At 62.8% G+C, this 19,382-nt stretch carries 21 protein-coding genes; 9 read left to right on the top strand and 12 right to left on the bottom strand.

Annotation, left to right across the window (positions count from 1 at the left end):
- Nucleotides 1–13: 13 nt before the first annotated feature.
- Entirely contained in the window at nt 14–187 is a 174-nt protein-coding gene (locus HBNXHr_RS01560) for a hypothetical protein (protein ID WP_275882892.1), read from the bottom strand.
- A 126-nt stretch (nt 188–313) separates the two neighbouring features.
- Between HBNXHr_RS01560 and cofG the strand changes: the two genes are divergently transcribed.
- From cofG to HBNXHr_RS01545, 3 genes are all read left to right on the top strand, one after another.
- Entirely contained in the window at nt 314–1,441 is a 1,128-nt protein-coding gene (gene cofG, locus HBNXHr_RS01555; RefSeq protein ID WP_275882891.1) for a 7,8-didemethyl-8-hydroxy-5-deazariboflavin synthase subunit CofG, read from the top strand.
- 162 nt (nt 1,442–1,603) lie between these two features.
- Nucleotides 1,604–3,550, top strand: a complete 1,947-nt coding sequence (locus tag HBNXHr_RS01550; protein ID WP_275882890.1) for an ABC transporter substrate-binding protein — start codon at nt 1,604–1,606, stop codon at nt 3,548–3,550.
- 228 nt (nt 3,551–3,778) lie between these two features.
- Complete coding sequence (locus tag HBNXHr_RS01545) at nt 3,779–4,204, top strand: hypothetical protein (RefSeq protein WP_275882889.1); 426 nt, start codon at nt 3,779–3,781, stop codon at nt 4,202–4,204.
- Between the two features lie 41 nt (nt 4,205–4,245).
- Here the strand turns inward: HBNXHr_RS01545 and cofH are convergent, their stop codons facing one another.
- A complete protein-coding gene (gene cofH / locus HBNXHr_RS01540; protein ID WP_275882888.1) occupies nt 4,246–5,601 on the bottom strand; it encodes a 7,8-didemethyl-8-hydroxy-5-deazariboflavin synthase subunit CofH in 1,356 nt (451 codons plus the stop codon).
- A 133-nt stretch (nt 5,602–5,734) separates the two neighbouring features.
- Between cofH and HBNXHr_RS01535 the strand changes: the two genes are divergently transcribed.
- Complete coding sequence (locus HBNXHr_RS01535; RefSeq protein ID WP_275882887.1) at nt 5,735–7,333, top strand: MATE family efflux transporter; 1,599 nt, start codon at nt 5,735–5,737, stop codon at nt 7,331–7,333.
- A gap of 24 nt (nt 7,334–7,357) precedes the next feature.
- Here the strand turns inward: HBNXHr_RS01535 and HBNXHr_RS01530 are convergent, their stop codons facing one another.
- From HBNXHr_RS01530 to HBNXHr_RS01495, 8 genes are all read right to left on the bottom strand, one after another.
- Nucleotides 7,358–7,723, bottom strand: a complete 366-nt coding sequence (locus HBNXHr_RS01530) for a hypothetical protein (RefSeq protein ID WP_275738895.1) — start codon at nt 7,721–7,723, stop codon at nt 7,358–7,360.
- Nucleotides 7,724–7,802: 79 nt separating this feature from the next.
- Nucleotides 7,803–8,720 carry a hypothetical protein gene (locus tag HBNXHr_RS01525; protein WP_275882886.1) on the bottom strand — a complete coding sequence of 306 codons (918 nt, stop codon included), beginning with the start codon at nt 8,718–8,720 and terminating at the stop codon, nt 7,803–7,805.
- Nucleotides 8,717–9,259: a signal peptidase I gene (locus HBNXHr_RS01520; RefSeq protein WP_275882885.1), complete on the bottom strand. Its 543-nt coding sequence runs from the start codon at nt 9,257–9,259 to the stop codon at nt 8,717–8,719. The genes HBNXHr_RS01525 and HBNXHr_RS01520 overlap by 4 nt, the downstream gene beginning before the upstream one ends.
- A gap of 59 nt (nt 9,260–9,318) precedes the next feature.
- Complete coding sequence (locus HBNXHr_RS01515; protein WP_275738889.1) at nt 9,319–9,858, bottom strand: TasA family protein; 540 nt, start codon at nt 9,856–9,858, stop codon at nt 9,319–9,321.
- Between the two features lie 500 nt (nt 9,859–10,358).
- Nucleotides 10,359–11,390 carry a sodium:calcium antiporter gene (locus HBNXHr_RS01510; RefSeq protein ID WP_275882884.1) on the bottom strand — a complete coding sequence of 344 codons (1,032 nt, stop codon included), beginning with the start codon at nt 11,388–11,390 and terminating at the stop codon, nt 10,359–10,361.
- Nucleotides 11,391–11,434: 44 nt separating this feature from the next.
- Nucleotides 11,435–13,279: an NAD-binding protein gene (locus HBNXHr_RS01505; RefSeq protein ID WP_275883690.1), complete on the bottom strand. Its 1,845-nt coding sequence runs from the start codon at nt 13,277–13,279 to the stop codon at nt 11,435–11,437.
- 105 nt (nt 13,280–13,384) lie between these two features.
- Nucleotides 13,385–14,293: an MBL fold metallo-hydrolase gene (locus HBNXHr_RS01500; RefSeq protein WP_275882883.1), complete on the bottom strand. Its 909-nt coding sequence runs from the start codon at nt 14,291–14,293 to the stop codon at nt 13,385–13,387.
- A 117-nt stretch (nt 14,294–14,410) separates the two neighbouring features.
- Nucleotides 14,411–14,560 (bottom strand): 50S ribosomal protein L40e, encoded by a 150-nt coding sequence (locus HBNXHr_RS01495; protein ID WP_275738883.1) that lies wholly within the window; start codon nt 14,558–14,560, stop codon nt 14,411–14,413.
- Nucleotides 14,561–14,655: 95 nt separating this feature from the next.
- Here HBNXHr_RS01495 and HBNXHr_RS01490 point away from each other — a divergent pair, with 95 nt between their 5' ends.
- Nucleotides 14,656–15,699 (top strand): hypothetical protein, encoded by a 1,044-nt coding sequence (locus HBNXHr_RS01490; protein WP_275882882.1) that lies wholly within the window; start codon nt 14,656–14,658, stop codon nt 15,697–15,699.
- Between the two features lie 15 nt (nt 15,700–15,714).
- Here the strand turns inward: HBNXHr_RS01490 and HBNXHr_RS01485 are convergent, their stop codons facing one another.
- Complete coding sequence (locus HBNXHr_RS01485; protein ID WP_275882881.1) at nt 15,715–16,215, bottom strand: DUF367 family protein; 501 nt, start codon at nt 16,213–16,215, stop codon at nt 15,715–15,717.
- A 127-nt stretch (nt 16,216–16,342) separates the two neighbouring features.
- Between HBNXHr_RS01485 and HBNXHr_RS01480 the strand changes: the two genes are divergently transcribed.
- Together HBNXHr_RS01480 and HBNXHr_RS01475 are read left to right on the top strand one after the other, a co-directional pair.
- Nucleotides 16,343–17,803, top strand: coding sequence for a redoxin domain-containing protein (locus HBNXHr_RS01480; protein WP_275882880.1), 1,461 nt, complete (start codon nt 16,343–16,345; stop codon nt 17,801–17,803).
- Between the two features lie 68 nt (nt 17,804–17,871).
- A complete protein-coding gene (locus HBNXHr_RS01475; protein WP_275882879.1) occupies nt 17,872–18,210 on the top strand; it encodes a nuclear transport factor 2 family protein in 339 nt (112 codons plus the stop codon).
- On the opposite strand, the gene HBNXHr_RS01470 is transcribed toward HBNXHr_RS01475, so the two are convergent.
- Nucleotides 18,211–18,630 (bottom strand): hypothetical protein, encoded by a 420-nt coding sequence (locus HBNXHr_RS01470; protein ID WP_275882878.1) that lies wholly within the window; start codon nt 18,628–18,630, stop codon nt 18,211–18,213.
- 116 nt (nt 18,631–18,746) lie between these two features.
- Here HBNXHr_RS01470 and HBNXHr_RS01465 point away from each other — a divergent pair, with 116 nt between their 5' ends.
- Both HBNXHr_RS01465 and HBNXHr_RS01460 read left to right on the top strand, forming a co-directional pair.
- On the top strand, nt 18,747–18,986 hold the full coding sequence (locus HBNXHr_RS01465) for an antitoxin VapB family protein (RefSeq protein ID WP_275738870.1): 240 nt from the start codon (nt 18,747–18,749) through the stop codon (nt 18,984–18,986).
- Nucleotides 18,983–19,375, top strand: coding sequence for a type II toxin-antitoxin system VapC family toxin (locus HBNXHr_RS01460; RefSeq protein ID WP_275738868.1), 393 nt, complete (start codon nt 18,983–18,985; stop codon nt 19,373–19,375). Before HBNXHr_RS01465 ends, HBNXHr_RS01460 begins: the two co-directional genes overlap by 4 nt.
- Nucleotides 19,376–19,382: the final 7 nt, after the last annotated feature.

The raw sequence follows: 19,382 nt of genomic DNA, 5'->3' as shown, positions 1-19,382 counted from the left end.
GGCAACGAGCTCGTCAGTTGATCTCAACGAACCCCTTCTCGACGTTTATCCCCGCAAGCAGTGTGGCTGCACTCATCGTCAGAAAAAGCACTGACAGCCCCAGGTTTTCGTTCGGGATTTTGAACAATATCGACACTAACACCAGATAGATGCTGACGACAAAGAGGATCGTTGCGTTTCGTTCCATCGCAGTGTAATGTCCTGGCTGGTTCGAGTATAAATATGGCTATGTCGGCGCAATTCAAGGTTGCAGTTCGACGTTGTGACTGCCGTCGACAGAACGTTTTTGACCGACGTGATCCGATAGCCGGACGTGATCCCCGGGGCCGACGAATACGACGTCGACGTCACGATCGATCCGGCCGAGCGCGAGCGACTGCTGTCGGTCGGCCCCGAGGACGTCGCCGAACCCGGCGAGGACGGCGGCCCCGACCACCTCTCCTTCGCCAGAAACGTCTTCGTCCCGCTGACGACTGCCTGCCGGTACACCTGCACCTACTGTACGTACTACGATCCGCCGGGCCAGGCCTCGCTGCTTTCGCCCGAAGAAGTCCGCGAGATCTGCCGGGAGGGGGCCGACGCCGGCTGTACGGAAGCCCTCTTTACCTTCGGCGACGATCCCGACGACCGCTACGACGCAATCCACGACCAACTCGCCGAGTGGGGCCACGACTCGATCCACACCTATCTCCGGGAGGCCTGCGAGATCGCGCTTGAGGAGGGGCTGCTGCCCCACGCCAATCCGGGCGATCAGACCCGCGAGCAGATGGCCGAAGTCGCCGATCTGAACGCGAGCATGGGCGTGATGCTGGAGACGACCGCCGACATCGACGCGCACTCGGGTTCGCGCCGGAAAGAGCCCGGCCAACGACTCGCGACGATCCGGACCGCGGGCGAACTCGGGGTCCCCTTCACGACCGGCATTCTAGTCGGCATCGGCGAGGACTGGAGCGATCGCGCCGAGAGCATTCTGGCGATCCGTGAGCTCCATGAACGGTACGGCCACATCCAGGAGGTGATCGTCCAGCCCGTTTCGCCGAACGAACGCTGGGATCGCGACCCGCCGAGTCTGGAGACGATGCGCCGGACGGTCGCGATGGCACGGGCGGGATTGCCCGAGGCGATCAGCGTCCAGGTCCCGCCGAATCTGGCCCGGACGCGCGAATTGCTCGATTGTGGCGTCGACGACCTTGGCGGTGTCTCGCCGGTCACCGACGACCACGTCAATCCCGACTACGCCTGGCCGGCACTGGACGAACTTCGGGCGATCGCCGACGATGCGGGCGTCCCGCTTCGCGAGCGCTTGCCGGTCTACGAGCGCTACGTGGACGAACATTGGCTAAGCGAGCAGGTGCTGGAAACTGTTTCGACAGTGACTTCGGCGAAGGAAGGCCCTGAAGCAGGCGTACTCGGCGAGCGGGGAGAAGCTGATTACCGATAGTTTCAAGCCAATGTTGTGAGAGGATGACCCATCATGGTGACAGATGGCGACGTCCACCCGGAATTGTCACGGGAAGAGGAAAAGGCATCCAATGTGGACCAACCCGACCCGGCAAACCAACGGGAGACCGACTCATCACGGGACGGAGACCTAGCGGCGGATATGCAGACGACGCGACGATTGTTCCTCAGTCTCGCGGGGGTCGGAGTGAGTGCCGGGGCAGGGTGCACCACGCTGGGCCCGGATAACGAAGAGAACACGGGGACACCAACGAGTACCCCGACAGGAACTGAAACGGACACACCGACGTCAACAGACACGGACACACCTACAGAGACCGACACGGACACACCTACAGAGACCGACACACCGACGGAGACTGAAACGGACACACCAACTGAAACCGAGTCCGACACGCCGACTGAAACAGAAGCGGAGACGACCGAGGAAGAAGAACCAACCGAGAAAGAGACGATATACGACGTCACGGTTAAATCTGTCGCCGCCCGTTCGATGGACATCCTGGACTGGAACACCCAGTACGCCGGTTGGCCGAACATCTGGGGACGGTGGCTCGCCTACGAGCGCTACGTCCAGTACGATCTGGAGAACAACGTCTGGATCCCACAACTCATCGAAAACTGGTCGATCGACGGCACGACGATCACCCTGGACATCCGAGACCCGCACAAATACGCCGACGGTGACGAGGTCACAGCCGAGGACGTCAAGGCAAACATCGTGATGAACCTCGCGACCGGGGCACCGTTCGCGTATGTCTTTGATTCCTTCGACGAACCTGACGAGAAGACGCTCGTGATCGAGACAAACAAGCGGGTCAACAAGACAATCTTCGAGTTCGCGATCTTCTCGAATCTGCAGCAGGCCAAAATGGCCCCTCCGTACGACGAACTGTACCAGCGGTTCTGGGAAGACGGCGAAGCGGGCGTCGGGGAGGACATCCAAGCGATGGCTCCGAACGAGCCCCACTACGTCTCAGGTATCTTCGGCCTCCAGGAGATGGACGCAGAACAGTACATCATGGAGCGCAATCCCGAGCACCCCGACGCCGGCAACGTCAACTTCGAGCGGTACCGGTTCCTGACCTACCCGGGGAACCAGGCCAAGTGGGACGTGATGCAGTCCGATAGGGTGGACACAGTGATGAGTGTGTTTACGCCGGCGAATATCAAAACGGCGCTCTCGGACCACTGGCAGGAGTACACCTTCCCCGGCAACTGGGGCGTGGGCCTGTTGCCGCAACATAATCCGGAGATTGCGCCACATATCTCAAAGCGGCCGGTCCGACAAGCCATCACACATGCCATCGATCGTGAGGCGATAGTGAATGCCGTCGCACCGCGGGTCAAGACCGCGTTCCCGACTCCGGCCGCGATATCCCCGGAAGTCCAGGACGAATGGATCGACACCGAGGCGTTCGGTGCGATGCAAGGTGGCCCGGAGAGAGCCGCCGAAATCATGCAAAACGCCGGTTACGAGAAAAACGACGATGGTAGCTGGACCATGGACGGCGACACCGTTTCCTTCGACATTTCGGTACCGAGCGGCTGGAGCGACTGGATAAAAGTGATTCAGGCAGTGGTTTCCCAGCTAACCCAGGCAGGATTCGACGCACGACTGAACCGCGTCAACAACATCAACAACGTTGTCGGAAGCGGCGAGTTCAAGATGGCTGCAAGGCCGTGGTCGCCGGGTGGCGCGCGGTCGTCGTTCCCGTACTTCCCGCTGAACTGGGTGTTCGGGCGCGTGAATGGGAACGCCCACGACTACCCCGGTGCAGCGGAGGGCATGGAAATCGAGGTGCTGGCCATGGACGGCAACGGCACCATGTCAGTCGACATCCAGCAGCGACTCGAAGATCTCTCGACAGCTCGTGGCGATGATGTGCCCCCGATTGTCGAGGAGCTCGCGTGGGTCTCCCATCAGGATCTGCCGATGATCCCGATAACGGACAGGCGGGAGCAATCGTTCATCAACACGAAAAACCTCTCCGCGCCGGACCCGGACTCTCGGGCCGGGAACGTCAAGTGGCCGTGCTTTCACGCTCCCCGAACTGGCGAGATGCAGTGGCAGGGCGGCGAGGAGTGAAACGGAAGGCAAAGCGAGCAAACGATCCGTCACGAACAAACACGGCTCCGTTGGGCTTGGTCGAGTTCCGAGATTGGACAGGGTTACGTGGATACAGAGTGGCGAGAGTGACTGATCCGGATGCCATCCGCGCCGAGGAGGTGGCCGGCGAGCCGTATCGTGCGGTGCTCGCCTCGCGAGGAGCGGTCTGACGGCCACTTTGATACTGGCTCAGCCCGTAGGACGACCATGCGCGAGTCACTCCGATCGGCACTGGCCTGGCAGGCGCTCGCCCTCGGCTGTTACATGGCGGGTATCACCCTCTTCGTCCTCGGGGGCGTCGGGCCGTTTCTCGCCCCGCCGGAGGGGTCGCTTGCGAACCTCACGACCGGGGACATCGCGCTCGTCGCCGGCAGCGTCGTGCTGTTCGCTGCCGGCGGCGCGGCCAGTTGGCAGAGCGGCTGGCGAAACACGTTGCCCGCCGCCTCGCCGTGGGGGACACAGCCAGATCGATCCCGTGGGGGCTTCCCCGGAGGCGACCGCGAAGCCGACCGCGAACCGCCCACGGTCTACGAAGACGGCGAATTGTACGCCCGCTGCCCGGAGTGTGGGGCGAAAAACGACACGTCCTATGCGTATTGTGGGGAGTGTTCGAGTGAATTGCCACAGCTCTGAGGGGTACCCACACCGCTTGCCGAGTGCGGCCACGACGGGGATCACTCGATCAGCGGCGTCCCGTCAGCTTTAGGCCCGAGTCGCGGGCCGGGCGGCTCGCCACGTATCGGTTCGCGCTGGCGATAGTCAGTCGAGCGTTCGACGGGCCGGCGACCGACCGACCGGATGAGTTCGTCGTAATCCGCGAACGAGCGATACTGGCCGAAGTCCCCGCCAGCGCGGGCGGTGATCTCCTCGGAGAGGATCGTCCCCATGAAGTCGTCCGCGCCACAGGACAGCAGTTTCAGCCCGAACTCGTCGCCGTACTTGACCCACGACGACTGGATGTGCTCGACGTTGTCGAGAAAGAGTCGCGAAACGGCAATCATGAGTTCGTCCTCCGCTCGGGTGGCCCCGCTGTCGACCATCCCGTTCTCCGCCAGCGGCGTGTTCGGGTGGACAAAGGACAGCGGAACGAACTCGGTGATCGCGCCAGTCCGATCCTGAAGATCACGGACCCGTTTCAGGTGCAGCGCCCGATGGGCCTCGTTCTCGACGTGGCCGTACATGATCGTTGAGGTGATATCCAGGCCCACGTCGGCTGCGGCCTCCATCGCCGCGAGCCACTCGCCGGTATCGATCTTCGCCGGACAGATCACGTCCCGGACTTCGTCGACGAGAATCTCCGCGGCGGTACCCGGGACGCTGTCGAGCCCGGCGTTCTGGAGACGACGATAGACCTCATGGTAGTCCCAGTCGGTGCCCCGACGGGCGTGGGCGGCCTCCTCGGGCGTCATCGAGTGGACGTGAACGCCGCCGACGGACATCGCCTCGATCTGCTCGACGTACGTGCCGGGGTCGGTTGTGTAGGCGTCTGGCGGGCGGTAGTTCACCGTCCCCCGGTCCGCGGGATCGACGGCCTCCAGCAGCTCGCGGTGCTCCTCGTCCAAGGCGAAGGCGGGGTGCAACCCCGAGACGGAGGTTACCTCGTAAATCCCGCGCTCGACGGCCTCGGCGACGATCTCGCGGGACTCGGCGGGCGTCTTGGTAAATCCGGGATGATCGTCGGGGCGGTCGGCCCGGAACTGCTCGGCACTGTCCTTGAAGTTACAGAACAGACACCCCGTATCGCAGGCGGTCGTGACGTTGTTGTTGAGGTTGGCGACGACAGTGACCTCCTCGCCGACGACCGCGGCCCGGCGGCGATCGGCGGCTTCGAGCACGGCCTCCTTGCGCTCGCGGTCGATCCCCGGCGACTCGCTGCCGGTCGTCAGTAACTCGATTGCGTCCGCAACGCGCAGTCGCGACCCGTCACGGGCCTTCGCCAGGGCATTCTCGAAAGACTGCACGCTGGTCGGCTGGTTCGCGAACTCGAACTCGTCCCGGGGGACGTTCGTCCCCGGTTCGAAAGCGGCCATCGTTACCACACCGGGCGTCAAGTGACATAATGGCACTGTTCGCGTCGAACGTGGCCGGCGTCGAAGACGCTCTTTCCTCTGTATTGCCCCGGGATCACAACGTTGATTGACCGCACGAGCCTCTGAAATGGCAGTGAACGATCGCCCGCCCAGCGACGAGTCGGGTCCGTCGAACGACGATGGGACTGGCCCGCCGCCCTCGGCCACAGAGAGGACAGAATCAGACGGCACCGAACCGGACGCAAACTCGGGCGACGGGGACGAGGTGGCCGACTCCATCACTGAAGGGGATCTGATCCGGCCGCTGATCGGGCTGGCCTGGCCGATCGTCGTCATCCAGCTGTTGCAGGTCACCTACAACATCGCCGACACACTGTGGCTCGGCCGGCTCTCGACGGATGCCGTCGGCGCGATCAGCCTCGCGTTCCCGTTGATCTTCCTGCTGATCGCCGTCGCCGGTGGCTTTACCACCGCAGGAGCGATTCTGGTCGCCCAGTACACCGGCGCGAAAGGCGATCGCTCGGCCGGCCTGGTAACGGGCCAGACCGTCTCGTTCGTCGGATTGTTGTCGGTCGTGATCGGCATCGTCGGGTACTTCTACACCCGGCCTGCGCTCGAACTCCTCCCGAGCGATCCCGAGACTTCGGCGTCTATCATCCCGTTGGCAGCCGATTACATGGAAGTCATCTTCATGGGGATTCCGCTGATGTTCGGGTTTTTCATCTTCTCGGCGCTGATGCGGGGCTACGGCGACACGCGAACGCCGATGTTCGTGATGGTCGTCTCCGTCGGGCTGAACGTCTTCCTCGATCCCTTCTTCATCTTCGGGTTCGCCGGCAACCCCCTGTTCGAATGGCTCAGCCTCGGCGGACTGGAAACGTCGTTACACGCCGCGACCGGCTTCACCGGCCTCGGCATCGAGGGGGCAGCACTGGCGACCATCCTCTCGCGTGGCGTCGGCACGGGAATCGGCCTCTGGCTGTTGTTCGGCACGGGAATCGGCCCCGCCGTCACGTTCGAGCACTTGCGTCCTGACTTCGAGGTCATCGAGGACATCATTCGGCTTGGGACGCCAAGCATGGTCGAGCAGTCGACCAGCGCGCTGGCGATGATTACCCTGACGGCGATGATCGTCACGTTCACGCCGCCGGTCGTGGCCGCCTACGGCCTGGGCAACCGGCTCATCTCGCTGGTCTTCCTGCCGGCGATGGGGTTGGGCCGGGCGATCGACACGATGGTCGGCCAGAATCTCGGCGCCGGTCGGGCCGACCGTGCCTCGCGGGCGACCTGGCTGGCTGCCGGGACCGGCGCGGGCGTGATGGCGGTCGTCGCCATCGTCGCCGTCGCCTTCACCGAACCCATCGTGGCCGCGTTCATGGGTGACGTGCCTGACGCGCCCGCGACGATCGCAAACGGCGTCGAGTACGTCCGGATTCGCTCGGTGGAGTTCGCGTTCATCGGCGTCACGCAGGTGATTCTCGGGGCGTTCCGGGGAGCCGGAAACACCCGGACGGCGATGGTCATCTCGATCCTGACGCTTTGGTTCGGCCGCGTCGGGAGCGTTTACATTCTGGTGTTTCTCTTCGAGTGGGGCGCAACCGGCGTCTGGGTCGGCATGGCGCTTGGTAACATCGTCGGCGCAGTCGTCGGCGTCGCCTGGTTCCTCCGGGGGACCTGGAAGGATCGCTACATCGAAGACCCCGCTATTGACGCCGACAAGACGATCTCGTGAGTTACTGACTCGATACGTCCGCCTTCAGGAAAACAGCAACCCGAGGTTGATGCCGGTGATTACGGTACCGACGATCGCCAGGAAAATCGGCGGGCCGTAAAACAGAAGATAATCGTCTTCGAGGCGACCGGCCCAGATGCTGATGCCGAGACAGGCATACAGGACGAGCAACTTCAGCGCGAGAAACCCACCGCCGCCAAAGAGATCGATCGCGAGGTTGACGAGCGGGTTCGACTCGACGTGAACTCGGCTGAAGTAGGCAATCGTGATTGTCGTGACGATATCGCCGACGCCGTAGGTCCCAAGCGCGAGCAACCACACGTTCCGGAAGCGCTCCTCGTCGAAGGGCGAGCCCTCGAGGTGGAGCCACTCCGGGCGGGCCGTTGCCATACCAGTTCGATCGGACGGCAGTCACTAATCGGTGGCGGCTCAAATATCAATAGCGAGACCTAGATCCCGTCGGGAGTCACTACCCGACCACAGATTCGCTGTCCGGTGGCTCGATAGTGACGTTCGCGGGCGTGTACGCGATGGTGGTGTATTTCCCAAGAATCTCTGTCGCTGTTACGTCGAGTATCGCCTCGCTGCTGGTCAAGTTGGCCGTCGGCTGGCGGTTCGCTGTTGTGATCGTCGCCTCGTCGAGGGACATATTCCCGACAGATTCGAGTGTGACCTGTCCGTTCCCACCTTCGACAGTGATGGCCGCCCCGGACGCAGTCAACGCACCACCACCCATCCTCGTCGCTCCCAGGACGATATCTCGAGTTTTACTGGTCAATACCGCATTGTGTGCCGAGATCGTCCTCGCACGGAGCGTGATTTCCTTGTTCGTGTCAATATTGATCCCGTCGAGGTCGAGTCCGGCATCCGCCGAGACAGCCACAGTCCCCTTCGTGCTGACCCCGGCATTCGACAGCGTCACTGGGCCCGCCGAGTGAAGAGTGATGGCACCGTTGCCACCGTTCCGTGTCAGGTTCGTGCCGGCCAGATCGATGCCACCACCACCAGCGTGCAAGTCGATCCTGGCGTTTTTCGTCGTCAGATCTACCTCGGAAGTGATAGTATTCGCCGTGATCGATATGTCGGCTTTCTTCGTGGAGATATCTCCGACGCTCGCCGGAATCACCAGGTCGGCACTTGCGTTGTCGAAGGTCCTCAGCTCATCCGGGTCGACCGGAGCGTCTCCCGGGTTACACTCACCGTTTCCGTTCGTGTCCACACAGGGACCATCACCCGGCACGTCGAAGGATGCGGCCGCCTGTATCGATCCAGTGCCCGTGTCTGCGTCGGAAAATACCCCATAGGTCGTCGCGCCGGCAGTGAATCCGCTGCCGGCGACGAACAGACCGACGATCACCGCGACGACGAGAGCTTTTCGTGGATTCACGACCGCTCGTCCCCCCCGTTGCTGGCGTCTACGTACAGCGACCACGCTTCCGAGACTCCCAGCAGAACCGCCGGGACGATGACGAGTGCGATCACTCCCGTGGTCGAACTGGCGAAGTTGAGTACATACCCGAGCAAGGGGATGTGAAACTGGACGGTCCCGATGACAGCCGAGGCGGCGACGAGTTGCCCATCTGGTTCGTCGTTGGCGTCGCCCTTCGTGCGGAACTGTCGGTTCCCGTCCGCTGTTTCGACATCGACGACCCGATGGGTGATCCGCGTCGTCCCATCGGCGTTCTCCGAGGCGACGTAGGTTATGACGTTCCCTTCCTCAATGGAATCCGTGGGAACTTCACTGACAAAAACGACCGATCCGGCGTCGATACTCGGCGACATGCTGTCGGAGAGGACGACGTAGCTGTGATCCGCGCCCGCAAGCTGTGGGACCGTCGTCACGAAAACGGCGCCGAAGACGAGCAGGAAAGCAACGACTACCGCGATGGTCCCGAGTTGTCGGCGGTCGATGTCTGCTGGATGCATCAATGCGTCTTTGCTGAATCACGTACCACTCAGCCGCCAGCGGGGCGAATGTGGGGACGTTACGTCTGTTGGGTGGCGTTGAACGTCACTGTGATGTCGACGTCGTCACCCTGAAAGCTGTTGTCAGTATCCCGACCGAGTGTCAGGTTTGCATTCAAAGTGACAGGAACGTCCTCGCCGCTTGACAGGGTCGCGACGTCATCGTAGCTTCCCGCCAATTGCGACAGGGTGGATCCCCCGCTGAAACTCCCGACTGACGTGCCATTGACGAGCAAGTCCGCCGATTCGACGTCGAGTTGGTCCGAGAAGGAGGAGTCATCAGTGACATCCACTTCGAGACTCAAGTCGGCCGGGACCCCGGCCGTATACGTCGTCGTAATCGATTGATCCGTACTTTGTGTGGGGTAGAGACCACTAACATTGAAACTCCCGCTAACTGAGTCAAGTTCCAGGTTTCCGGCAGCGATGTTATTGTTCGAAGCCGCTTCATCGTTGAACAACGCAAACGTCCCGACACCGGCCGCCGCCGCAGCGAGTCCGATGACGAGTATGCTTGCCAGTACGCGCCGTCTCGTGAGTGTGATATCGAAATCCATCATGGTTCGTTTCTATGTTGTGTCCGGCAACCGCTTCTCGGATACTTACAAACGCTACGCACACTTAAATTCCCATACGTATATTCAACAGAGGAAAAAACAAATAAACAAATGATAATTAGAGTAGAACCCAGTTGAAGATAGAGATACACCAGATATAAATTGAAGATCGGACATAATATGGGAAGGCACGTGAACACCCACACTAGCGATTCTGACAGTTATATATCAGAAGGTTGCTACTGGCGGATTTCGGCGCTGTCCGGCATCGTGATTAGCAGATGAACGGTATCGGACGTGATAACAGCCGTTTCAGCGGTCGTCGAGGCAGTTCGCGAATTCAAGACGCCAACAGCTACCACGTGTATATCATTCCTATTTCATATATCACGTCCATCACGGACGTCCAGAGACACAATGGCTTGCCCACAGCGCGGTCGAGGCTGGGCACGTTACAGCGTTGGTCCCAAGGGCAAGCACTGGGATGGCAATGCTGCTGAGAGCTACGCGTTCGGCAGCAGATCGACCGCGACGCCGACGGTTTCGAGCACGACCCAGCCGACGAACACTCCATAGAGAACAAGGAGGCCAAACGCCTCCTGATCGGACAGCCAAAGGTCCGTCCGAAGCGCAGTGAAGAGCGCGATCGTCGCTGCCGTGAGCACGCCGAACATCGGGACGGCCATCGCGAAGTCGATCGCCGCGTCACCGACGATGAGAACACCGACTGGAATCGCCACCAGCAGATCGAACGTGTTCGAGCCGAGGACGTTCGCCAGCGACGTCACCCCACGGTCCTCCCGAGCGGCGCGGACACTCACCAGCGCATCCGGCAAACTGGTCGCGGCGGCGATGATCGTCACACCCAACATAAACGCGGGAACGCCGAAGGTTTCGCCGAGGGCGGACACCGACTCCACGAGGAAGTGGACGGCAACGACGATCACGACCAGCCCGGCTGCAAGCAAGCCCCACTGTCGACCCGGTTCGATAGCATCGCCATCCGCTGGCGGGACCGTGCTTGCCCGGTGATCGGCGGTGTCCTGGTACTGGATGAAGACGTACAGCCCATACAGTCCGAGTGGAAGGAGTGCAAGCGGCCGGATGATCGTCCCCGACAGCGCGACACCGTCGACGGGATAGTAGATGACCCCCAGCGCGAACGTGATCAGCAGGACCGAGACGGCGAGCATGTAAAACTGGGCCTCCTTGTAGACGAGCGTCCGGTTGGACTCGATCGGCTCGTCGGTCAAGAGCCCGGCGAGCGCGGGGATGACGAGGACGTTGAAGATCGCCGACCCGACGATCCCGCCGACACCGAGTGCGAGCGAGCCAGCCAGTCCGGCGACCACGACGGTCGCGAGTTCGGGCATACTCGATCCGACGGCGGCGATCACGGCCCCCTGGACCACCTGCGGGAGTCCGTAATGCGTCGCCAGTCGTTCGCTGGCCCCTTCGAGCCAGCCGCTCCCGAGCCAGATCGCACTCGACGTCAGGAGAATAACCGCCACGTCGATGAGGACACCGGAAGCCATTGTGGTTGGTCACGGCAGTCGCCGGGTTCGGAGCGGTACCTTCCTCATTCCGGATGACAGAACGCCATGCCTTCCCGGACCGCGTCGCTCTCGCCCAGCAGCGTCACCTTGTCGCCGGCCTGGATCGTAAACTCCGCGTTCGGTACGATCGTCTCGCCGTCACGGTTGACGAGCGCGATCAGACACGAGTCTGGAAGTTCCGGCCCGACCTCACGGAGCGTCCGGCCGATCAGATCCTCGCTGGTCACCTCGACTTCCTGGACGTCGCCGACGCGGTCGACGTCCGTCATCCAGTGGGCGATCGCCGGGCGCTCGATCTGGTTGTCGATCGCCCATGCGATCGCCAGCGACGAGGAGATCGTCCGGACGCCCAGGTCCTTGAAGGCCTCGACGTTGTCGGGGTTGTTCGCCCGGGCGATGACGTCTTCGATTTCGAAGTTGGTGCTTGCAAGCTGGGCGACCAGCAGGTTGGTGTCGTCATCGCCAGTCGCGGCGACGACTGTCTTGGCGTTGTTCGCCCCGGACTCCCGTAAGACGTCGGTATCCGTTCCGTCGCCGATGATCGCGGTGAAGCCGTCATTACGGATTTCTTCGACCTGTGTTTCGTCGTCTTCGATGATGACGACGTTCTCTCCACGGGCTTCTAATCGGTCGGCGAGCGCGCGGCCGACTCGGCCGCCGCCCACGATGATGACTCGCATTGGTATCACGTCCAAGTATTGTGCAACGTAGCGCGCCAGGCCGCCCTCGACGACTGCCGTGGTGAGGATGACCAGAAAGACGGTCCCGATGAGGACGTTGGCCTCCGCAGCCATGCCCTGTGCCTGCAGTTCGATGGCGAACAGCGTCGCGACGGAGGCCGGAATGATCCCCCGTGGGCCGACGAAACTCATGAACGCCCGCTCGCCAAACGTGAACCGGCCGCCAACCGTCGAGACGAAGATCAGGATCGGCCGGATGACCGCTGCAACCGCCACCGCGACCAGGAGGCCGGGCACACCGACCTCGATGAGGACATCTAGTTCGAGGATCGCCGCCAGGGTGATGAACACGAACGAGAGCACCAGCAGCGTTACGTCGCCCTTGAATGCAGTGATCTCCTCCTCGTAGGGGATGTCCATGTTCCCCAGAATGATCCCCGCCGTCGCGGCCGCGGCGACCCCGGCTTCGCCCGAGAGGTAGTTCGCGCCGGCGTAGGCGACGATCGCGCCGGCGAGCACCAGGAGCCGGGCGTTCCGGGGGGCGTCCCCCGGCGAGAGGTCGACGTACCGCAACAGATAGTAGACGACGGCGGCGACGATCGCCCCAACCAGGAGGCCCTGCCCGAGACGTTCGGCGAACGCGCTGAGCAACTCGACCGGCGGGTTGCCACTGAGGACGACCACCTCGAAGACGACGACGGCGGTGATCGCCGCCGTCACGTCGTTGACGATCCCCTCGGTTTCTAGGGCAGCGGCGACGCGATCTCGAACGGGAACCACCTGCAGGATCGGAGCGATGACGGTCGGCCCCGTCGCGACCAGCAGCGCACCGATCAGAAACGACAGCCCCCAGGTGGTGGTCGCAAACGCCAGTTTGACAGCGACAGCTGTCCCGACCAGGGCGATCGCTGCACCCAGGGTCACCAGCCGGAAGGTTGCCGCCGGCGCTTCGCGTAACCGGTCGAGATGGAGATGAAAGGCCCCCTCGAAGACGATGATCGCCACCGAAAGCCCGACGATCGCCGAGAGCGGTGCCGCACCGAAGGTTTCGAGCGAGAACAGCCGCGACGGAAGGACCAGCCCGGACAGCGGCCCGATCGCCAGCCCGGCCGCGATGTAGAAAATGATACTCGGAAGGCGCAAGCGCGCGGCCAACAGCTGCGCACCGACGCCAAGCGCGAAGATCATCGCTACCAGCACGACGATCAGATCCGCTCCGCCCGCGCTCACAGAGATACCTCCATACCAGCCAGCACACGCCCGATCGCAATAAAACGGGCGATTCCGGCGGTATCACGCCGTGCTATCCAGGTACGTTAACACACCACGAACGTTCATCGCCGTTTCGCCTCGCCCTTTCTCCGGCCCCCAGATGTCGCTCGCGGCCGTCTCGCCGGCGAAGTGCTCGACGACGGCTGCATCCGCACCAAGTTCGTCTCGAGTCGCTGCCACGGCCTGGACCCAATCACTCAACGTTCGGGCATAGGCGTCCAGCTGATCGGTCAGCAGTGCCGGCCCGAAATGCGAGTACAGTAGGGTTTCCGGGTTCACGTCCTGGATCGTCTCGACATCCCGCAACGCCTGCTCCAGGTCGAAGTCCGGCGGCGGCGAAGACGGTTCGACCTGATCGCGCTCGGGGGCGTACAACCCGGCGGCGTCACCCGTGAAGACGGCGTCGTTTTCGGGATCTTCATAGACGACCTGGTGAGGGGCGTGTCCCGGTGCGTGATGGGCGATCAGAGCGTGCTCGCCGAGGCCGATCCGGTCGCCGTCCGCGATCGGCTGGATGCGATCTTCGGGCACGGGTTCCGGTTCGACGTAGTGGGTGATCTGGTCGCCGACGGCTTGCTTGGTCCCCGCCCAGAGCCGCCCGGGGTCGGCCAGATGCGGCGCACCGATCTCGTGGACCACGAACGTCGCGTTCGGACACGCCTCGGCCAAAAAGCCAGCCCCGCCGGCGTGATCGAGATGGACGTGCGTCACCGCGATCACTTCGATCTCCTCGGGAGCCAGTCCCACTTCCGTCAGTGCATCGAGGATACGATCGGCGTGGGTTCCGATACCGGTTTCGACGATCGCCGGTCGCGCGGCGTCGAGGATATACACCGATCCGTACTGACTCACTTCGTACATGCCAGTGTCGACGACCCACAGATCGGTACACGAACCGGTCGCTACCTGCCTGACATCGCCGATTCCCATACAGAATCGTGAGTCGTCAAAAGAGAAAGCACTTCTGACTCGGGAGCGCTCGGTCGACAGCCGACTCCGGTCTCGGAGTGCGTGGCCTGACTCTCCCCGGCCCAGGAGTAGCGACCGTTAGGCGTTGCGGGGTTCCTTGGCTTTCGGGCGAAGGTTGCCGTAGCCACACTTCCGGCATTGGTCGGCGCGCTCGGGGTTGCGGGCGTTACAGCGCATGCAGATCTGCTTGTCGAGGGTTCGCCCCTCCGCTTTGTCGAATTGAGCCATATGGGCTGGCTTGCCGGTGTGGGCGTTTAACGTTTGCGAGATGCGGTCCCGACTCGCGACCCATCGCTTATACCGCTTCGCTCACAGAAAGCGGTATGGACTACGGGCGGGTTGCCGACCTCTCGGTGACGATCGACGACGTCGAATTACAACAGCGCGAACAGGACACGTCGAGCGGATTTACGCGAACGACGACGACGGTACTGCTCCGGGGAGACGGCCACGTCGGCCGCGGCGAAGACGTGACCTACGACGGCGAGGACCACCACGCACTCGCCGAGTCCGGGCCGTTTCCCCTCGAAGGCGCATACACGTTCGGTTCCTTTGCCGACACCGTCGCGTCGATGGATCTCTTTCCGAGCGGCCCGCAACGACCGCCATCCCGGCGCTACCGGCGGTGGGCCCTCGAGAGTGCGGCACTCGATCTTGGGCTCGCCCAAGCGGGGCTCGATCTCGGTGACGTGTTCGAGCGGTCGTACGACCCGGTCCGGTTCGTCGTCAGCACGACGCTCGGCGAATCCCCCTCCTTCGACCGGATCGCCCGGTTGCGTGACGCGTATCCGGACGTCGAACTCAAGCTCGACCCGACACCGGAGTGGACCGCCGAGTTGATCGATCGGCTCGCCGCGACCGACGCCGTCCGGATTCTGGATCTGAAGGGGCAATATGCCCACGCCGATGTCCATCAGCCGCCGAACGTATCGCTCTACGAGCGGGTCTTCGGTGCCTTCCCGACGGCAGTCGTCGAAGATCCGGCCGCGAGCGAAGAGACACAGCCGTTGCTTGCCGAACATGCCAACCGCCTCTCGTGGGACGTCCCAGTCACGAGCGTCGAATCCCTCAAATCAGTCTCCTTCGAGCCGCGGTGGGTCAACATCAAACCCTCCCGGATCGGCAGCGTCGAAGGCCTCTGTGACGTCGTTTCGTACTGTCTGGACAACGATATCACGATGTACGGTGGCGGGCAGTTCGAACTCGGCGTCGGCCGGACACAGATCCAGGCGCTGGCGTCGCTGTTCTACCCTGACGGCCCGAACGACGTCGCGCCGAGCGCGTTCAACGACCCCGATGTCGAAGGCGGTCTCCCCGAAAGCCCGCTCGATCCGCCGGCGTCAACGCCCGGCTTTGGCACACATTGAGCGACATGCCGCGATCTAGTCCGACGCCTCGACGAGATACTCCTCCTGGACCGCGACAACCTCGCTTGAGTCCTCGCAAGCTGCGTACCGTTCGAGCGGCTCGGCGTTGAGTTCCAGAAACGTGTGGCCCCACCGGAACTTCGAGAGGATGCGTTCGGCGTGGTCGCGCTCGCCGAGGATGACCAGCCCGCCGGCCAGCGCCTCGACGGTGTTCAACTGGAAGGGCGTCCCGTAGTTGACGGGATTGGCAGCGACCAGGAAGGGTAAGGACCGCTGGACGCCCGCGAAGTCGAAAGCCTCGCGCTCGGCGGTCTCCCACGAGCAATCGAGGGCGATCAACCGGTCGTGGTCGGCGTCGGCCGGCGAGAGTGCACGGTCGGCGAAGGGGTTGAGAACCACTCCCGCCGGGGTCGCCCGGGCTGACCGATGGAGGGTGACCATGTCCATCCGGTCGAGTTTCCGGGCCGTGCACTTCTCGGGGTCGTCGTCGCCCTCGTAGCGGACGTGTAGCTCCACGGACGACGTAGCGGCCACCAACCCAAAAGCACCTCGAAGACGGCGACGAAAGATCGCCTGATCGGGGCGTCTTCAGGCGACGAAAGCACGGGGTACCCTTATGCCGCCGGCTTTACAACGTTTGGTCATGCTGTCGTCCGGGGAAAAGCCGCCTGCGTTTACGCTCCCTGCCGCTGTGGAGGGCGACATCGAGTCGGTGTCGCTGGACGAGTACCTCGGCGATCGGATCGTCATTCTGGCGTTCTATCCAGGCGACTTCAATCCGGCCTGTGGCGAGGAGAGCGACCTCGACGAACTCGATCTGTTCACGATGCAACCGGATGTCGCCGTGATCGGGATCGCGCCGGACACGGTGTTCAGCCACCGGGCGTTCGCCGAGGAGTACGATCTCGCGATCCCGCTGGCTGCGGATACCCGCGGCGAGGTAGCGGACGCCTACGGCGTCAGCTTCGAGGACGACCACGGTCAGCACCTGACCGAGCGGGCGGTGTTCGTCATCGATCTGGACGGCGTCGTTCAGTATACCTGGTCGACCCGCGAGCTCCGGGAAGTCCCGCCGACCGAACCGATCCAGCGAGCGGTCGGCGACATCGGCGGTGACGCGGCGGCTGTCTCGCGGTATCGTGTCGCCCACGCCCACTACATCGAAGGCCGGCGGGCGTTTACGAGTGCGATGGGTGAGTTCGAGGCCCACGACTGGATGGTCTCACGGGGGGACTTCGATCGCGCCCGCGAGGAGTTCACGACCGCCACGGACCAGTTCGCCTCGGCCGGCCGGTTCGTCGACGACGGCGATCTCTCCGATCACTTCGAACGTGCCCGGCGGAAAGCAAACGCGCTCTGGCAGGCCGCCGACTGGCTCGCCGAAGCGGCCGACGCCTTCTCCAGTGGGGACGGCGAGGAGGGCAACGCCTACCGCGAGGACGCCGAATCACCCTTAGAGACAGCCCGAAACCTGGCGGAACCGCTCGATCCGGACGACATCACCGTCGAGGATGACGTGGTGACCATCGATCCCGATGCACTCGAGGATGACGACACGGTCTCCGCGATGGAGGCGATTCGGTCGGGGATGGACGAGGGGACGGCAGCCGGCGGTGTCGAGCTTGAACTCGACGAAGTGACGATCGAGACCGGGGATAACGACGACCTGCCGGACCAGGACGGCCCGAATACCGAGACCGCAAGGCGGATGCGCGAATACGCCGGGGCCGGAATGGAGATCGACGACCCCGACGGCGCCGAGGACGACCAGATCGCTGATGCCCTGGCCGAGGCTGATGAGAACGCTGGCGCGGATGACGCGACCGAAGACTCGGACGCGGAAGGACACCTGGACGACGAAGCTCACGAAGCGCCACGAGAGGACTCACCAACACGGTACCCCCCAACGGATACCACCGACAGCCCAGCCGAGAACACGGGTGTCGCCGAGCCAGACGGTGAAGAGACCGAGGAATCCGAGACGAACGACGACGAGAGTGAGGCATCCGAAACGGACATCACGGAGAAAGAGATCGAAGAGATCGCCGAGGAACTGCAGTCCCAGAGCGGCGATCTCGGACCCGACGAGTCAGGATCGGGGTAGTGTCAGTGTCTCGAAAGGGCGTCCACCCGAGTCGAGAGATCCTTGTGTCCGGTCGCCGTGGGTCGACTATGTCCACAGACGATCCCGCGGACCGCGTGCGATCGTTCTATCACGCTCTGGACGAGCACGACTACGATCGGTTGACCTCGCTGCTCGCTCCCGATTTCGTCCACGACCGTCCGGGACTCACCCTCGACGGACGCGACCGCTTCGTCCAGTTCATGCGAGAGGAGCGACCGAACCGGGAGACGAGCCACCCGATCGACGCGATCTATCGCGACGGCGACGGCGAACTCGCCGTCCGTGGTCGACTGCTCGACGACGACGGCGAGGAAATCGCTGCCTTCGTGGATGTCTTCGGATTCGGCAATGACGGGATTGAATCGGTGCGGACGTACACCAGGTAGTCAATGAGCACCCGCACCCGGGTCGGTTTTGACGACCCTGTCGAGTCCCTCCCGAAGCCGTCGGCTTGTCTCCAGCGGCCCCCAGTGGAACGCGACCACGAAGCTGATCGCGAGAATGGCAACCTGTGTGGGAAAATACAGCCACGACCAGCCTGGGACGAACAACCACCAGAAGGCAACCGGCTGGAGAAATACTCTCACGCCCAGGAACGCGAACGCATTCCCGACGCACGGTCGCCGATCAACGACATCCATCACAGCGAGGACGACTGCAACCAAAGTGGCTCGCGGCACGCTGGGACCGACGGCCAGACTTATCGACGCCCAGACCACGAGCAACGTGACGTACTCCGCCGTCTCGGCGGCAAAGAGACGAGCAATCTGGCCCGCCGTGGTCGACTCGCTCGAAAGCAGCGACACTACCACGTTATTTTCGATTGATACAATTAGATGTTCGGGATACCGAAGGACGCCTCCCGCACCAAACCATCAACCGACACGTGTTTTTAAGTATGTACATACACAACTGTGTATTAATGGCGACGAAAACCATTTCGCTGGACGAGGAGGCCTACGAGCGTCTCCGGGCAGAAAAACACGAGGGGGAAAGCTTTAGCGACGTCGTCAAGCGACTGGCCGGTGAACGGTCTTGGTCGGAAGTCGCTGGAATCTGGGAGGGCAAAACCGACGATCTGGAAGCAGCTATCGAGCGGGGTCGCGCTCGATCGCGTGAACGACGTCGGGAATCCGTCGAAGAGAGCCACGGGAAGAAATGATTCAGGACACGTCGTTCGTCGTCGACATCATCCGGGGAGACGAGGGTGCATTCGAGGCGGTGAGGCGGATGGAACGCGAGCGCATCCCCGAGAAGCTTTCGGCAGTCACCGTCCTGGAACTCTACGAGGGTGTCGCCCAGTCAGGACGGCCTGAAGACGAACGGACGGCCGTCCTGGAAGTGCTTGATTCGAAAGTCGTCGTCCCGGCGGATCAGGACGTGATGCGACGGGCTGGTCAGATATCCGGCCAACTCGCCGCCAACGGTGAGCGGATCGATCGTGAGGATTGCGTGATCGCTGCGACGGCACTGCTCGAAGACGAACCCGTCCTGACGCGGAACCGGGAACACTTCGAACGGATCGAAAAGGTGGACGTGCAAACGTACTGAGCCCCAA

The organism is Halorhabdus sp. BNX81 (assembly GCF_029229925.1).
In the GTDB taxonomy this organism is placed as follows: Archaea; Halobacteriota; Halobacteria; order Halobacteriales; family Haloarculaceae; genus Halorhabdus.
This window is presented reverse-complemented; position numbering and strand designations above follow the sequence as displayed.

Bases quoted from the DNA above. Each gene is read 5' to 3' on its own strand.
- HBNXHr_RS01550 (WP_275882890.1), top strand. From the start codon at position 1,604: ATGCAGACGACGCGACGATTGTTCCTCAGTCTCGCGGGGGTCGGAGTG.
- HBNXHr_RS01530 (WP_275738895.1), bottom strand. From the start codon at position 7,723: ATGGCAACGGCCCGCCCGGAGTGGCTCCACCTCGAGGGCTCGCCCTTC.
- HBNXHr_RS01460 (WP_275738868.1), top strand. From the start codon at position 18,983: ATGATTCAGGACACGTCGTTCGTCGTCGACATCATCCGGGGAGACGAG.
- HBNXHr_RS01545 (WP_275882889.1), top strand. From the start codon at position 3,779: ATGCGCGAGTCACTCCGATCGGCACTGGCCTGGCAGGCGCTCGCCCTC.
- cofH (WP_275882888.1), bottom strand. From the start codon at position 5,601: ATGGCCGCTTTCGAACCGGGGACGAACGTCCCCCGGGACGAGTTCGAG.
- HBNXHr_RS01480 (WP_275882880.1), top strand. From the start codon at position 16,343: ATGCTGTCGTCCGGGGAAAAGCCGCCTGCGTTTACGCTCCCTGCCGCT.
- HBNXHr_RS01500 (WP_275882883.1), bottom strand. From the start codon at position 14,293: ATGGGAATCGGCGATGTCAGGCAGGTAGCGACCGGTTCGTGTACCGAT.
- HBNXHr_RS01520 (WP_275882885.1), bottom strand. From the start codon at position 9,259: ATGCATCCAGCAGACATCGACCGCCGACAACTCGGGACCATCGCGGTA.
- HBNXHr_RS01560 (WP_275882892.1), bottom strand. From the start codon at position 187: ATGGAACGAAACGCAACGATCCTCTTTGTCGTCAGCATCTATCTGGTG.
- HBNXHr_RS01465 (WP_275738870.1), top strand. From the start codon at position 18,747: ATGGCGACGAAAACCATTTCGCTGGACGAGGAGGCCTACGAGCGTCTC.
- HBNXHr_RS01510 (WP_275882884.1), bottom strand. From the start codon at position 11,390: ATGGCTTCCGGTGTCCTCATCGACGTGGCGGTTATTCTCCTGACGTCG.
- HBNXHr_RS01505 (WP_275883690.1), bottom strand. From the start codon at position 13,279: ATGATCTTCGCGCTTGGCGTCGGTGCGCAGCTGTTGGCCGCGCGCTTG.
- HBNXHr_RS01490 (WP_275882882.1), top strand. From the start codon at position 14,656: ATGGACTACGGGCGGGTTGCCGACCTCTCGGTGACGATCGACGACGTC.
- HBNXHr_RS01475 (WP_275882879.1), top strand. From the start codon at position 17,872: ATGTCCACAGACGATCCCGCGGACCGCGTGCGATCGTTCTATCACGCT.
- HBNXHr_RS01495 (WP_275738883.1), bottom strand. From the start codon at position 14,560: ATGGCTCAATTCGACAAAGCGGAGGGGCGAACCCTCGACAAGCAGATC.
- HBNXHr_RS01515 (WP_275738889.1), bottom strand. From the start codon at position 9,858: ATGATGGATTTCGATATCACACTCACGAGACGGCGCGTACTGGCAAGC.